Source organism: Streptomyces collinus Tu 365 (assembly GCF_000444875.1).
In the GTDB taxonomy this organism is placed as follows: Bacteria; Actinomycetota; Actinomycetes; order Streptomycetales; family Streptomycetaceae; genus Streptomyces; species Streptomyces collinus_A.
This window is the reverse complement of the sequence record NC_021985.1, coordinates 2185121-2198844: the sequence shown is the minus strand read 5'-3', so window position 1 is coordinate 2198844 and position 13724 is coordinate 2185121. Positions and strand designations below refer to the sequence as shown.

At 71.8% G+C, this 13724-nt stretch carries 15 protein-coding genes; 8 read left to right on the top strand and 7 right to left on the bottom strand.

Annotated features, from left to right (window positions below; translation table 11 throughout):
- Positions 1-65: 65 nt before the first annotated feature.
- On the top strand, positions 66-2594 hold the full coding sequence (locus B446_RS09320; protein ID WP_020939170.1) for an FHA domain-containing protein: 2529 nt from the start codon (positions 66-68) through the stop codon (positions 2592-2594).
- Positions 2595-2673: 79 nt separating this feature from the next.
- Here B446_RS09320 and B446_RS09315 read toward each other — a convergent pair whose 3' ends face one another.
- The 3 genes from B446_RS09315 to B446_RS09305 form a co-directional block, all read right to left on the bottom strand.
- Positions 2674-3426, bottom strand: a complete 753-nt coding sequence (locus B446_RS09315; RefSeq protein WP_020939169.1) for a transglycosylase SLT domain-containing protein — start codon at positions 3424-3426, stop codon at positions 2674-2676.
- Between the two features lie 327 nt (positions 3427-3753).
- Positions 3754-4809, bottom strand: coding sequence for an S-adenosylmethionine:tRNA ribosyltransferase-isomerase (locus B446_RS09310; protein WP_043475169.1), 1056 nt, complete (start codon positions 4807-4809; stop codon positions 3754-3756).
- Positions 4806-5501, bottom strand: a complete 696-nt coding sequence (locus tag B446_RS09305) for an SDR family NAD(P)-dependent oxidoreductase (protein ID WP_020939167.1) — start codon at positions 5499-5501, stop codon at positions 4806-4808. The genes B446_RS09310 and B446_RS09305 overlap by 4 nt, the downstream gene beginning before the upstream one ends.
- Before the next feature lie 242 nt (positions 5502-5743).
- Here B446_RS09305 and B446_RS09300 point away from each other — a divergent pair, with 242 nt between their 5' ends.
- From B446_RS09300 to B446_RS41095, 4 genes are all read left to right on the top strand, one after another.
- A complete protein-coding gene (locus tag B446_RS09300) occupies positions 5744-6889 on the top strand; it encodes a GAF domain-containing sensor histidine kinase (protein WP_020939166.1) in 1146 nt (381 codons plus the stop codon).
- Positions 6882-7523: a response regulator gene (locus tag B446_RS09295; protein ID WP_020939165.1), complete on the top strand. Its 642-nt coding sequence runs from the start codon at positions 6882-6884 to the stop codon at positions 7521-7523. The genes B446_RS09300 and B446_RS09295 overlap by 8 nt, the downstream gene beginning before the upstream one ends.
- A 172-nt stretch (positions 7524-7695) precedes the next feature.
- A complete protein-coding gene (locus B446_RS09290; RefSeq protein ID WP_020939164.1) occupies positions 7696-7941 on the top strand; it encodes a chaplin in 246 nt (81 codons plus the stop codon).
- Positions 7942-8012: 71 nt separating this feature from the next.
- Complete coding sequence (locus B446_RS41095; RefSeq protein WP_158506749.1) at positions 8013-8165, top strand: chaplin family protein; 153 nt, start codon at positions 8013-8015, stop codon at positions 8163-8165.
- Between the two features lie 109 nt (positions 8166-8274).
- On the opposite strand, the gene B446_RS09285 is transcribed toward B446_RS41095, so the two are convergent.
- Complete coding sequence (locus B446_RS09285; RefSeq protein ID WP_020939163.1) at positions 8275-9063, bottom strand: hypothetical protein; 789 nt, start codon at positions 9061-9063, stop codon at positions 8275-8277.
- A 149-nt stretch (positions 9064-9212) separates the two neighbouring features.
- Between B446_RS09285 and B446_RS09280 the strand changes: the two genes are divergently transcribed.
- The 3 genes from B446_RS09280 to B446_RS09270 all read left to right on the top strand — a co-directional run bounded on the left by B446_RS09280 (position 9213) and on the right by B446_RS09270 (position 11590).
- Positions 9213-10010 carry an ABC transporter ATP-binding protein gene (locus tag B446_RS09280; RefSeq protein ID WP_020939162.1) on the top strand — a complete coding sequence of 266 codons (798 nt, stop codon included), beginning with the start codon at positions 9213-9215 and terminating at the stop codon, positions 10008-10010.
- Positions 10011-10081: 71 nt separating this feature from the next.
- Entirely contained in the window at positions 10082-10513 is a 432-nt protein-coding gene (locus B446_RS09275; protein ID WP_020939161.1) for an NfeD family protein, read from the top strand.
- 111 nt (positions 10514-10624) lie between these two features.
- Entirely contained in the window at positions 10625-11590 is a 966-nt protein-coding gene (locus B446_RS09270; protein ID WP_020939160.1) for an SPFH domain-containing protein, read from the top strand.
- Positions 11591-11660: 70 nt separating this feature from the next.
- Here the strand turns inward: B446_RS09270 and B446_RS09265 are convergent, their stop codons facing one another.
- From B446_RS09265 to B446_RS09255, 3 genes are all read right to left on the bottom strand, one after another.
- The gene (locus B446_RS09265) at positions 11661-12167 is read right to left on the bottom strand and encodes an HNH endonuclease (RefSeq protein WP_020939159.1); all 507 of its coding nucleotides are present in this window, start codon (positions 12165-12167) and stop codon (positions 11661-11663) included.
- Between the two features lie 165 nt (positions 12168-12332).
- Positions 12333-12872, bottom strand: a complete 540-nt coding sequence (locus tag B446_RS09260) for a YbhB/YbcL family Raf kinase inhibitor-like protein (RefSeq protein WP_020939158.1) — start codon at positions 12870-12872, stop codon at positions 12333-12335.
- A 40-nt stretch (positions 12873-12912) separates the two neighbouring features.
- Entirely contained in the window at positions 12913-13695 is a 783-nt protein-coding gene (locus B446_RS09255; RefSeq protein ID WP_020939157.1) for a sporulation protein, read from the bottom strand.
- Positions 13696-13724 lie beyond the last annotated feature (29 nt).

Genomic DNA, 13724 nt, shown 5'->3' with positions numbered 1-13724 from the left:
ATGTTCGACATCCCTAGACTCCCTGTGATGGGGGAAATTCGGGGGACAACTCAGTGGGGCATGGAGTGCCGGAACTCGTACTGGAATCAAACGGACGGACCTGGACGCTCGATGCGTCCAGGCCCTACACCCTGGGCCGCGATCCGCAGGGTGACATCGTCTTCGACGACGCCAGGGTCTCCTGGCGCCACGCCACGGTCAGTTTCGACGGCCGCAGTTGGGTCATCGAGGACCACAGCAGCACCAACGGCACCTTCGTGCAGGGCCGGCGGATCGACCGCATGGAGATCGGCCCCGGCTCGGCGGTGTACCTGGGCAACGCGACCGACGGCCCGCGGCTGAACCTCTCCGGTGCCGCGGCCGTCCAGCAGCAGGCGGCGCCGTACGCCGCGCAGGGGGCGGGAGCGGGCTGGGCGCAGCAGGCGCCGGCGCAGCAACCGGCGCCGCAGGCCGACTGGCAACCACCGCAGCAGGCCGCGCCGTTCCCGCAGCAGCAGAGCGTCCCGCCGGAGCAGTACGCGCAGAAGACGCCCGGTGGCGGCGCGGGGGTGCCGCCGGTCCACGGCGACCGCAGCCCCACCACGTTCCACCAGTTCTCGCTCGACCGTGTGATGCGCATCGGCCGTGCCCTGGAGAACGACCTGGTCGTCTCCGACCTGCAGGTCTCGCGTAACCACGCCGAGTTCCACGCCACACCCGACGGCCGGTTCGAGATCCGCGACCTGGGCTCGCACAACGGCACGTACGTCAACGGTATGCCGATCGCCAAGGGCGGTACGGCGCTGCTCGGCCCGAACGACATCGTCGGCGTCGGCCACTCCACCTTCCGCATCGTCGGCGACCGCCTCGAGGAGTTCGTCGACACCGGTGAGGTCTCCTTCTCGGCGCGCCACCTGACCGTCACGGTCGACGGCGGCAAGCAGATCCTCAAGGACGTCTCCTTCGGTGTCCCGGAGAAGTCCCTGATCGCGGTGATCGGCCCGTCGGGATCCGGCAAGTCGACCCTGCTCAAGGCGCTGACCGGCTACCGGCCCGCCAACCAGGGCGAGGTGCTGTACGACAACCGGAACCTGTACAAGCAGTTCGCCGAGCTGCGCCAGCGCATCGGTCTGGTCCCGCAGGACGACATCCTGCACAAGGAGCTGACCGTCAAGAAGGCGCTGAAGTACGCGGCCAAGCTGCGCTTCCCCGCCGACACCACGGCCGCCGAGCGCGACGCCCGCATAGACGAGGTGCTGCGCGAGCTGAAGCTGGACATCCACAAGGACAAGAAGGTCACGTCCCTGTCCGGTGGCCAGCGCAAGCGTGTCTCGGTGGCGCTCGAGCTGCTCACCAAGCCGTCGCTGATCTTCCTGGACGAGCCGACGTCCGGTCTCGACCCGGGCATGGACCGCGACGTCATGCAGCTGCTGCGCGGCCTCGCCGACGACGGCCGCACGGTCCTCGTGGTGACCCACTCCGTGGCCGAGCTGGCGATCTGCGACAAGCTCCTGGTGATGGCGCCGGGCGGTGCGGTGGCCTACTTCGGCCCGCCGGAGGAGGCGCTGAACTTCTTCGGCTACGACAGCTGGGCCGACGTCTTCTCCGCCTTCGAGAACTACCGCGACTACGACTGGGCGGGCCGCTGGAAGGGCTCGCAGCACTACCAGATGTACGCCGCGGACATCGACGCGGTCGCCCCGCAGTCCGTACACATGCCGCCGCCGCAGGCCATCAAGCCGCCCAAGCCGCAGGGCTGGGGCTCGCAGCTGATGACCCTGATCCGGCGCTACGTGGCGGTCATCGCCTCCGACAAGGGCTTCCTGGCCCTGACGGTGATCCTGCCCGCCGTGCTCGGCGCGGTCAGCCTGCTGATCGACAGCGACAAGGGGCTGCTGGTCAACGAGGCGGTCAACCCGAGGACCGGGCTGCACGTGCCCAACGGCACCGCGACCACGGTCCTGCTGATCCTCGCCGTCGGCGCGTGCTTCGCGGGTGCCGCGAACTCCGTCCGTGAGCTGATCAAGGAACGGGTCATCTACGAGCGGGAGCGCGCGACCGGCCTGTCCCGTTCGGCGTACCTGATGTCCAAGGTGGTCGTGCTCGGTGCGGTCACGGTGCTGCAGGGCCTGATGGTCGGCCTGATCGGCTTCTCCAGCCGGGAGATCCCCGGGGAGGGGGTCGTCCTCGGTCACTCGACGCTGCTGGAGCTGTGCCTGCCGGTCATGGCGCTCGGCTTCACCTCGATGATGTTCGGCCTGGTGATCTCCTCGCTGGTGAAGACCGCCGAGAAGACCATGCCGCTGTTGGTCATGTTCGCGATCATCCAGGTCGTGTTCACCGGCTGCCTCTTCACCCTGCACGGCACCCCGGGCGTCAACGAGTTCTCGTACCTGATGCCGTCGCGCTGGGCGGTGGCCGCCGCGGGCGCCACGCTGGACTTCAACAACATCGCCCCGAACGCCGATGACCCGACCAGCACCGACCCGCTGTGGAACCACACGGCGGGCGCCTGGAGCCTGGACATGATCGCCCTGATCGTCCTCGGTGTGGCCTGCGGCTTCCTCGTCGCCCGCTTCCTGCGCCGGCACGAGCCGGAGGTCATGCGGAAGTAACCGCGGCCGGACACGCGAAGGGCGGCACCCCCGAGGGGGTGCCGCCCTTTCCGCGTCGTGTCAGAGGTCCGCGCCGACCTCAGTACGCGCTGTTGACGTTGTCCATCGAGCCGTACTTGTCGGCCGCGTAGTTGGCGGCGGCGGTGATGTTGGCGACCGGGTCGTAGATGTTCCAGGAGGTGCCGGCGACGTGGTACGCGTGGAAGGTCGGCGGGATGACCTGGAGCAGACCCTTGGACGGGATGCCGTTGATCGCGTTGACGTCCCAGTCGTTGATGGCGCGGGGGTTGCCGGAGGACTCGCGCATGATGTTCTTGTACAGGCCGTGGTAGCTGCCCGGGATGCCCTTGGCGCGCATGATGTCCAGGGACTGCCGGATCCAGCCGTCCAGGTTGTCGGCGTAGGTCTTCGCGGCGACGAGCTGGACCTGCGGGCGCTGCGCGGAGCGGTTCGCGGGCGCCTGGGCGGCGCGGTCCTGCGCGGCCTTGCGGGCGGCGGCGTCGGCGGCCTTCTTCTTCGCGTCGGCCGCGGCCTGCTTCTTGGCGGCGGCGTCGGCCGCGGCCTTCTTCTGCGCGGCCAGGGTGTCGAGCTTGACGGTGTCGGTGGCGAGCTGGTCGGTCAGCGAGCCCTTGACGTTCTTCACCTGCGGGGCGGCGGCGACCTGTGCGGACGCGGCGGCCGGTGCGCCGGTGGTGACCGTTTCGGCGTTGCCGGGGACGGCCGAGAAGGCGAGGGCGGCGACGCCGAGGGTGCCGACGCCGGCGATGGCGATCTTCTGCTGCTGCTTGGTCAGCGTGCGACTGAGACGGCTACTGAGGATGTTCTTGGGCATGGCTGATGGACCTCTTCGTTCGGGCGCGGAGGTCGCTCTGCGTCCGCCGGGGGAATCGGCTCCTCCCACACGAACGCCGCGGGGCGAAAACCCACGGCGCTGAGCGACGGAAGCAATTCTTAGCGGGCGCAAAATGCCCAGGCAAAGGTGTGACGTACTATCCGGGATAGTGGATCAGGGAGGGGCAAAACGGGACAGACTAGGCCGTCTGTCCCGTTCATATGGGCGTGTTTATCTCCTATGCCCTTTCGTACGTGATGTGGGCCCTATGCGCGGGCTCACATGGCCGACGCCTGTCTCTTACGAAGAGTTGCCGGCGCAATGCTCTCAGTGAGCCGCCTCGGCGGGGAGGATGAGATGCACGTCCCCGAACTCGTGCCACAGATAGCGGCCCCGCAGCGCCTCCGCGTAGGCACGCTCGACCGCGGCCCGCCCCGCCACCGCCTCCAGCATCAGCAGATGCGAGGCCTCCGGCTCGTGCAGCCCGGTCAGCAGCCCGTCGACCACCTGCACCCCGCGCCCGGGCGTCACCACCAGATCCGTCCAGCCCCGGGCCGCCCCCACCGCGCCGTCCGGCCCCGCGGCCGACTCCAGCGCCCGCACCGCCGTCGTCCCCACCGCGATCACCCGGCCGCCGCCCGCCCGCGCCGCCTCGACCGCCCGCGCCGACGCCTCCGGCACCGCGAACCGCTCCGGGTACGGCGGCTCGTGCGCCTCCATCGACGCCACCCCCGTGTGCAGGGTGACCGGCGCGAACTGCACCCCCCGGCTCACCAGCTCCGTCACCAGGCGCGCGGTGAAGGGCCGCGCGGCACTCGGCATCTCCGCGCTGCCCGCCCCGTCCGCCGAGGGCAGCGCGAACACCGTCTGGTACACCGGCAGCGGCTGGTCCCGCTCCGTGTAGGAGTAGCGGATCGGCCGCCCGTGCACCCGCAGCGCCTGCCGGACGTCCCCCGCGGCCCGGGCCCACCACAGCCGCTCCCCGCGCGCGCTCAGCGGCTCCTCCAGCACCAGCGCCCCCGCTCCGGGCAGCACCACCTCCGTCCCCGCACGCGTACCCGTCCGCGCGCGCGTGGTGCCCGCTCCGTCCGGATCACGCAGCTCGACCGCCCACCGGCCGTCGTCACCCCGCGTGGAGAAGTGCACCACCACGCGCGCGTGCCCGATCCGGCCGTCCACCGCGGCGGCCAGCGTGGGCGAGGTGTTCACCACCAGCAGGTCCCCCGCCCGCAGCAGCCGCGGCAGCTCGGCGAACGCGTGGTGCGTCACCTCCGTACCGCGCGACACCAGCAGCCGCACGGAGTCCCGGTCGAGACCCGGCCCCCGCTGCTCGGCCGGCACCCGCGCGGACAGCTCCTCCGGCACCCGCACCGCCGTGCTCATCGCCCCACCGTCAGGGCCGGCGCCGCGTACCGCCCGCTCGCCGGACGCTCGTCCAGCAGCCGCAGGAACGCCGGCACGACCTCGGCGGGCGCCGGCCGCGGCTCGTCGTCACCGGGCACGGCGGCCGCGTACAGCTCCGTCGCCATGTCCCCGGGGTCCACCGCCCACACCCGCAGGGCCGGCTCCTCGGCGCCCAGCACGGCCGCGAGCCGGTCCAGGGCCGCCTTCGAAGCCCCGTAACCGCCCCACGTCCCGTACGCCTCCACCGCCGCGTCCGAACTCACCGCGATCACCGTGCCCGCCGGCGACCGACGCAGCAGCGGCAGCGCCTCCTGGACCAGGCCGAGCGCCGCCACCACGTTCACCTCCAGCGCCCGCCGCAACCCGTCCAGGCGCAGCTCGGCGAGCGGTACCAGCGGCTCGGCGCCCAGCGCGCTCGCGTTGCTCACCACCAGGTCGGCCCCGCCCAGCCGGCGCGCCGCCGCCACCAGGGCGGCCCGGTGCCCCGGGTCCGTGACGTCCCCGGGCAGCGCCGCCACCCGCACGCCACGCCCCTCGGCCGCCTCCGCGGCCTCCCGCAGCGGCCCCGCGCCCCGGGCGTCGAGCACCAGGTCCCACCCCCGGGCGGCCAGCGCCTCGGCGAGCGCCCGGCCGAGCCCCCTGGACGCCCCTGTGATGATCGCTACCGGCATGACATCCGTCCCCTCGTCGCTGGCCGCCCCCGCCGGGCGGTGATCACAACCTAGGAACGGCCGCCCCGCCGCCGCCTCGGGCGCGGGGCGGGGCCCGGCGGGTCCCTTCGGCGTAGACCGCGCGCCCGGGGACGCCCGACCTAGCGCCCGGGACCTAGCCCTCCCGACCTAGGGCGATGGGACCGGACCGAGCCCCCACCGGTCCGATCCGCGCTGTCACACCCCGCCGGTACCGTGAGGTCATGAGTCAAGGCCCCCGGTCCGGCCTCGCCGCGGTCAGCGCCGCGCTGCTGGCCATGAGCAGGCACCTGGAGGTGCGCGACGTCCTCAAGACGATCGTCGCCTCCGCCCGCGAACTGCTCGACGCGCAGTACGCCGCCCTCGGGGTCCCCGACGACCACGGCGGCTTCGCCCAGTTCGTCGTCGACGGCGTCAGCGACGAGCAGTGGAAGGCCATCGGGCCCCTGCCCCGCCAGCACGGCATCCTCGCCGCGATGCTGCGCGAGGCCCGGCCCGAGCGCCTGGCCGACGTGCGCGAGGACCCGCGCTTCGAGGGCTGGCCGTCCGCCCACCCGGACATGTCCGACTTCCTGGGACTGCCCGTCAAGGACGGCGACGAGGTCATCGGCGCCCTGTTCCTGGCCAACAAGAACTGCCCCAGGCCCACGGGCGGCTGCGGCTTCACCGAGGAGGACGAGGAACTCCTCGCCCTGCTCGCCCAGCACGCCGCCATCGCCCTCACCAACGCGCGTCTCTACGAACGCAGCCGCGAGCTGACCATCGCCGAGGAGCGTTCCCGCCTCGCCCACGAGCTGCACGACGCGGTCAGCCAGAAACTCTTCTCCCTGCGCCTGACCGCCCAGGCCGCGGCCGCGCTCGTCGACCGCGACCCGGCCCGCGCCAAGGGCGAGCTGCACCAGGTCGCCGCCCTCGCCGCCGAGGCGGCCGACGAACTGCGCGCCGCGGTCGTCGAGCTGCGCCCCGCCGCCCTGGACGAGGACGGCCTGATCGCCACCCTGCGCACCCAGATCCAGGTCCTCGACCGCGCCCACACCGCGCGCGTGACCTTCGCCTGCGACGGCTTCCGCGCCCTGCCCGCCGCACAGGAGGAGGCCCTGCTGCGGGTGGCCCAGGAGGCCCTGCACAACGCCCTGCGCCACTCCGGCGGCGACCAGGTCGACGTGACCGTGGACCGGCGCGGCGGCGGCGCCGTCCTGCGCGTCACCGACGACGGCCGCGGCTTCGACCCCAGGTCGGTCCGCCGCGCCGGACGCCACCTGGGCCTGGTCTCGATGCGGGACCGCGCCGACGGCGTCGGCGGCACGCTGACCGTGGAATCGGCGCCCGGCAAGGGCACCACGATCGAGATGGAGGTCCCCGGTGGCTGACCGGATCAAGGTGCTGATCGTCGACGACCACCAGGTCGTCCGCCGGGGCCTGCGCACCTTCCTGGAGGTGCAGGACGACATCGAGGTGGTCGGCGAGGCCGCCGACGGCGCCGAGGGAGTCGCCCGCGCCGAGGAGCTGCGGCCCGACGTCGTCCTCATGGACGTCAAGATGCCGGGCGCCGACGGCATCGACGCCCTGCGCAAACTCCGCGAACTGGACAACCGCGCCCGCGTGCTGATCGTCACGAGCTTCACCGAACAGCGCACGGTCGTCCCGGCCCTGCGCGCCGGCGCCGCCGGGTACGTGTACAAGGACGTGGACCCCGACGCCCTGGCCGGCGCCATCCGCTCCGTGCACGCCGGGCACATCCTGCTCCAGCCGGAGGTGGCCGGCGCCCTGCTCTCCCAGGACGAGGTCAACTCCGGTCAGGGCAGAGGGGGTTCGCTGACCGACCGGGAGCGCGAGGTGCTCGGCCTGATAGCCGACGGCCGCTCCAACCGGGAGATCGCCCGCGCCCTCGTGCTGTCCGAGAAGACCGTCAAGACGCACGTCTCCAACATCCTGATGAAGCTCGACCTCGCCGACCGCACCCAGGCCGCCCTGTGGGCCGTCCGCCACGGCGTGACCGGCTGAGACGTCCGTACCCGACGACCAGCCGTCGACGGATCGGCGCGGTTCCGCTCCGGGCTGAGATTCATACCGTCGTGGGAATGTCACCCGGATGGCGCATCCTCCGGCGATCCCCGCCGTTCTCCAGTGCGTGCCGCGGTGAACACCGCGGTGAACGTCCAGGAGGGGTTGGAAAGTGAAGAACCTGAAGAAGGCGGCGGCCGTGACGATGGTGGCCGGGGGGCTGATCGCCGCCGGTGCGGGCGCGGCCTCCGCCACGAACGGTGCCTGGGCCGGCGGCGAGGCGCACGGCTCCCCGGGCGTCGTCTCGGGCAACGTCCTCCAGGTCCCCGTGCACGTCCCGGTGAACGTGGTCGGCGACAGCGTCAACGTCATCGGCACGCTGAACCCGGCCTTCGGCAACCTCGGCGTCAACCACTGACACCGCGGCCACCGAGCCCAGGCCTCCCGGGCCCACCGGGAGGCCTGTCGGGTTTTCGGCTCGTCGTCCGAGTGGCCCGAACGAGGGCCGGGGCCCGGACCCCCGTAGCCCCGCGGAGACCTCCCGCGTCAGCGCACGAGGTCCCGGTCGACGCCAGCGGCCTGACCGTCGACGTCGTCGGCGCCCCGAACCCGGCCTTCGGCAACCAGGCCACCAACGGCTGACGCCGTCCGCGACGCGCGAGGTCCCCGCGGCACCACGGCTCAGGAGCCCCGGTGACCCCCGCCCCGCGGACCTCGCGCGGTGCGCCCGGGACCCACACCACCCCCCGGCTCAGCGCACCCCCCGCTCCCGCTCCTCCACGATGGAGTTGTACGCCGCCACCTGCGCCCGCCGCGCCGTCCGCTCCACCGGACGCAGCGCCTGCGAGCGGGCCGCCATCTCGGAGGCGGTGACCGCGGCCCCGTGCCCGTTGCCGTGGGCCAGGGCAATCAGCAGCCCCACCCGCTGGGCCAGCTCCAGCACCCGCACCGCCCGCGGCGGATAGCCCGGCGCCAGCACCTCACGGCCCCGCTCGGACCGCGCCCGGTACGCCTCGATCGCCGCCTCCGCCACCGGACCCGACCCGGCGAGATCCAGCTTCGCCAGCACCTCGGTCGCCTCCCGCAGGGCCTCCGCCAGCTCCCGCTCCGCCTCGCCCAGCGACGGCACGTCCGCGGGCGGCGCCTCCCGCACCGGCAGCACCCGCCAGACCACCTCGGCGTGCACATCACCCTCCGGCCCGGCCTCGTACGCCTCCGGCACCAGCCCGAACGCGGCGCCGAAGCAGACCACCGCCTCCTCCGCCTCCAGCGCCCGCGCGTTGAACTCCGGCGGCCCGCTCAGCCCCAGCGGATGACCGGGAGCCGGCAGCGCCACCCGCAGACCGGTCACCCCCAGCGCCCGCAGCCGCCCCAGCGCCAGCGTGAGCCCGACCGGCGCCGGCTCACCCGGAAGCCCCTCCACCCGGTGCACCGTGTCCTCGCCCACAATGGCGAGAGCGGCGTCGTCCGGAGAGACAAGTCCGGCCAAAAGGGCGTTTCCCCAAGCGGCGAGGCGTCCTGAACGCGGTTCCGTCAGCATGCCCCCACCCTAAGGACCGGACCGATGGAATGGTGGGGTGCGCTCGTGGCGTAGATTTCATGGGGGCTGCGCCCACCGGCGCGGCGGACCGAGCCACAGGCGTACGCGACAGCCGAGACCGGCACACTGCAAGGGGAGACAACGCGCTCATGAGCGATGTTCTGGAGCTTCAGGACGTATCCGTGGTCCGCGAGGGCCGGGCTCTGGTGGACCAGGTCTCCTGGTCGGTGAAGGAGGGCGAGCGCTGGGTCATCCTCGGCCCCAACGGCGCCGGCAAGACCACCCTCCTGAACGTCGCCTCCAGCTACCTCTACCCCAGCAAGGGCACCGCCACCATCCTCGGCGAGACCCTCGGCACCCCCGGCACCGACGTCTTCGAGCTGCGCCCCCGCATCGGCGTCGCCGGCATCGCCCTGGCCGAGAAGCTCCCCAAGCGCCAGACGGTCCTGCAGACGGTCCTCACCGCCGCCTACGGCATGACCGCCGGCTGGCAGGAGGAGTACGAGGACGTCGACGAGCAGCGCGCCCGCGCCTTCCTCGACCGCCTCGGCATGAGCGACTACCTCGACCGCAGGTTCGGCACCCTCTCCGAGGGCGAGCGCAAGCGCACCCTGATCGCCCGCGCCCTGATGACCGACCCCGAGCTGCTCCTGCTCGACGAGCCCGCCGCCGGCCTCGACCTCGGCGGCCGCGAGGACCTCGTCCGCCGCCTCGGCCGGCTCGCCCGCGACCCCATCGCCCCCTCCATGATCATGGTCACGCACCATGTCGAGGAGATCGCCCCCGGCTTCACCCACGTCCTCATGATCCGTCAGGGCAAGGTCCTCGCCGCGGGCCCGATCGAGCTCGAACTCTCCTCGCGCAACCTCTCCCTCTGCTTCGGCCTCCCGCTCGTCGTCGAGCAGGTCGGCGACCGCTGGACCGCCCAGGGCCTGCCCCTGTCCTGACCCCTCGGGAGCCCTCCCCGCTCCCCTTCGCGCCCTGTCCGCCGCCCGGCCGCGGTCCTACCATGACCCCTGTGAACGACATGGACGCATGGGTGTGGTGGCTCGTCGGCGCGGCGGCGCTCGGAATCCCGCTCGTGGTCACCGCGATGCCCGAGTTCGGCATGCTCGCGGTCGGCGCCGTCGCGGCGGCGGTCGCCGCCGGCCTCGGCCTCGACGCCGTCGTCCAGGTCCTCGCGTTCGTCGTCGTCTCCGTCGCCCTCATCGCCGTCGTCCGGCCCATCGCGGCCCGCCACGGCAACCAGCGACCCCAACTCGTCACCGGCATCGACGCGTTGAAGGGCCGGCAGGCCGTCGTACTGGAGCGCGTCGACGGCTCCGGCGGCCGCATCAAACTCGCCGGAGAGATCTGGTCGGCCCGCTCCCTCGACAACGCACGCGCCTACGAGGTCGGCCAGGAGGTGGACGTCGTCGACATCGAAGGAGCCACCGCGATCGTCATCTGAGGCATCCTGCCCACGAGTTGGGCGGCCGTCTGTCAGACTCGACCAGCAAGATCTTCGGCGACCACGGGGTCCGCCGAAGGCGCCGAGGCGGAGAGGGGTACGGGGTACACGATGGAACCGGTCATCATCGTCCTGGTCATTCTGGTGGTGTTGGTCTTCATCGCCCTGATCAAGACCATCCAGGTCATCCCACAGGCCAGCGCCGCGATCGTCGAGCGCTTCGGCCGCTACACCCGCACGCTCAACGCGGGCCTGAACATCGTGGTGCCGTTCATCGACACCATCCGCAACCGCATCGACCTGCGTGAACAGGTCGTACCGTTCCCGCCCCAGCCGGTGATCACCCAGGACAACCTGGTCGTGAACATCGACACCGTCATCTACTACCAGGTGACCGACGCCCGGGCCGCGACCTACGAGGTGGCCAGCTACATCCAGGCCATCGAGCAGCTCACCGTCACCACCCTGCGCAACATCATCGGCGGCATGGACCTCGAACGCACCCTGACCTCCCGCGAGGAGATCAACGCGGCCCTGCGCGGCGTGCTCGACGAGGCCACCGGCAAGTGGGGCATCCGCGTCAACCGCGTGGAGCTCAAGGCCATCGAACCGCCCACCTCCATCCAGGACTCGATGGAGAAGCAGATGCGCGCCGACCGCGACAAGCGCGCCGCGATCCTCACCGCGGAAGGCACGCGCCAGGCGGCCATCCTCACAGCCGAGGGCGAGAAGCAGTCCCAGATCCTGCGCGCCGAAGGTGAGGCCAAGGCCGCCGCACTGCGCGCCGAGGGCGAGGCCCAGGCCGTCCGCACGGTCTTCGAGGCCATCCACGCGGGCGACCCGGACCAGAAACTCCTGTCCTACCAGTACCTGCAGATGCTCCCGAAGATCGCCGAGGGCGACGCCAACAAGCTCTGGATCGTCCCCAGCGAGATCGGCGACGCCCTCAAGGGCCTGTCCGGAGCGATGGGCAACTTCGGCCCCTTCGGCGGTGGCGGCAACGGCGGCGGCGCCTCCGTCCCGTCCCAGAACAACGGTCCCGCAGGCGAACGCCGCGAGAAGCCGAGCATCGACTAGGGACCCGCCACCCCGCCGGTCCCGCTCCGCGCCCCACCGGGGGCGCGGAGCACCGCGAGGCTACGGCCGTTCAGGCCGCGGCCCGGGCGAGCCAGTCGGGAAGGGCGGCCATGTCGTCCTGCCCCAGGGCCAACAGCATCGCGTCCGCCGGAGTCGGCTCGAACGGCTCCCGGAGCAGGGCCATCCCCGCCTCCTCCGGAGTGCGGTTCGCCTTGCGGTGGTTGTCCTCCGCGCACGCGGCCACCGTGTTCAGCCACGTGTCCTGCCCACCCTGCGCCCGCGGCACCACGTGGTCGACGGTCGTCGCCCTGCGCCCGCAGTACGCGCATCTGTGCCGGTCCCTGACCAGCACCCCCCGTCTCGACCACGGGGCTTGTCTTCGGAACGGCACCCGTACGTATCTGCAGAGTCTGATCACCCGGGGCGCGGGTATGTCCAGAGCGGCACCGCGCATGCGCAGTTCGGGGTGGGCCTGCTCGACGACGGCCTTGTCCTGCAGGACCAGCACGACGGCCCGGTTCAGAGTCACCGTCGACAGCGGCTCGAAGCTCGCGTTCAGCACCAGCGTGTCACGCATCCGGCCCACCTCCCGTGTGCACCGCCCACCCCCCGGCGGGCTCGGATCAACTCTGGACGGGCGCGCCGAGATGGACAACGCAATAAAAGTGCCCGCCTCTGATCACTTCCAAGACCAGAGGCGGGCAAACGTTCAATGAACGTCGGACCGCGGAACCGCGCCGCGTCAGCCCTGGGCGGGGTTCTCGAACTCGCCGATGAGCTGGGCGCGCGCGATCGCGTGGAACCGCAGGTTGAAGCCGACGACGGCCGGGGAGGCGTCCGCGTCCGGACCCAGCTTCTCCTGGTCCACGGCGTACACCGTGAAGACGTACCGGTGCGGACCGTCCCCGGGCGGCGGGGCGGCGCCGCCGAAGTCCTTCGACCCGTAGTCGTTGCGCGCGTGCACGGCACCCTCGGGCAGGCCCTTGAACCCCGCGCTGCCCGCACCCGCCGGCAGCTCCGTCACGGAGGCCGGGATGTCGAACAGGACCCAGTGCCAGAACCCGCTGCCCGTCGGGGCGTCGGGGTCGTAGCAGGTCACGGCGAAGCTCTTGGTCTCCGCGGGGAAACCGTCCCACCGCAACTGCGGCGAGGTGTTCCCCTCCGCCTGTACCTGGGCGCTGCCCAGCGTCGCTCCCGGCTCGATGTCCTCACTCGTCACCGTGAACGACGGCACGGGCGGATGGAAGTCGTGGGGGAGCGGCCGTCGCTTGAGCTCGGTCACCTCGGTACCTCCTGATCGTTCTCGTTCGGTGGCTCCGAGCCTAGAACCAGTTCCGCTTGCTGCCGACCTCGGACAGCCACTGGTTGAGGTAAGCCGCCCAGTCGGTCCCGTGGAAGTCGTTCAGACCGACCTGGAAGGAGCGGTAGGTGTCCGATCCCTCGCTGAACAGGCCCGACTTCTTGTCCATCTCCAGGACGACGTCCATCGCGTGCTCGTCGGCCACGAAGCTCAGCTCGACCTGGTTCAGGCCCCGGTACTGCGACGGCGGGTAGAACTCGATCTCCTGGTAGAAGGGCAGCCGCTGGCGCGTGCCCCGGATGTGGCCCCGCTCCATGTCCGCGCTCTTGAAGCGGAAGCCCAGCTGGATGAAGCCGTCCAGGATCGCCTTCTGCGCCGGCAGCGGGTGCACGTTGATCGGGTCGAGGTCGCCGGAGTCGATGGCCCGCGCGATCTCCAGCTCGGTCGTCACACCGATGTGCATGCCGCGCAGGGCCTGCCCGTCGATCATCGTGACCGGCGTCTCCCAGGGGATCTCCAGGCCGAACGGCACCGTGTGCACGGCACCCGCCTGCAGTTCGAAGGCACCGCCCAGCCGCACCTTGGTGAACTCGATGTCCTGCTTGTACTCCTGGTCGCCGCTCTCCACCTCGACCTTGGCCTGCAGGCCCACCGACAGGCCCTCGATGTTCTGGTTGACCGACCCGCCCTGGATTCGCACCTCGCCCTGGACGACCCCGCCGGGCACGACGTTGGACTCGGTCAGCACCGTCTCCACCGACGCCCCACCGGCCCCGAGGCTCGCGAGCAGCTTCTTGAACGCCATGACTCTCCCTTTACGAATGGACCCTCGAC

What these genes read in the sequence shown, in the direction of transcription:
- B446_RS09310 (WP_043475169.1), bottom strand. Translation starts at nt 4,809, where the DNA reads ATGAGCACGGCGGTGCGGGTGCCGGAGGAGCTGTCCGCGCGGGTGCCG.
- B446_RS09270 (WP_020939160.1), top strand. Translation starts at nt 10,625, where the DNA reads ATGGAACCGGTCATCATCGTCCTGGTCATTCTGGTGGTGTTGGTCTTC.
- B446_RS09265 (WP_020939159.1), bottom strand. Translation starts at nt 12,167, where the DNA reads ATGCGTGACACGCTGGTGCTGAACGCGAGCTTCGAGCCGCTGTCGACG.
- B446_RS09280 (WP_020939162.1), top strand. Translation starts at nt 9,213, where the DNA reads ATGAGCGATGTTCTGGAGCTTCAGGACGTATCCGTGGTCCGCGAGGGC.
- B446_RS09315 (WP_020939169.1), bottom strand. Translation starts at nt 3,426, where the DNA reads ATGCCCAAGAACATCCTCAGTAGCCGTCTCAGTCGCACGCTGACCAAG.
- B446_RS09285 (WP_020939163.1), bottom strand. Translation starts at nt 9,063, where the DNA reads ATGCTGACGGAACCGCGTTCAGGACGCCTCGCCGCTTGGGGAAACGCC.
- B446_RS09255 (WP_020939157.1), bottom strand. Translation starts at nt 13,695, where the DNA reads ATGGCGTTCAAGAAGCTGCTCGCGAGCCTCGGGGCCGGTGGGGCGTCG.
- B446_RS09305 (WP_020939167.1), bottom strand. Translation starts at nt 5,501, where the DNA reads ATGCCGGTAGCGATCATCACAGGGGCGTCCAGGGGGCTCGGCCGGGCG.
- B446_RS09300 (WP_020939166.1), top strand. Translation starts at nt 5,744, where the DNA reads ATGAGTCAAGGCCCCCGGTCCGGCCTCGCCGCGGTCAGCGCCGCGCTG.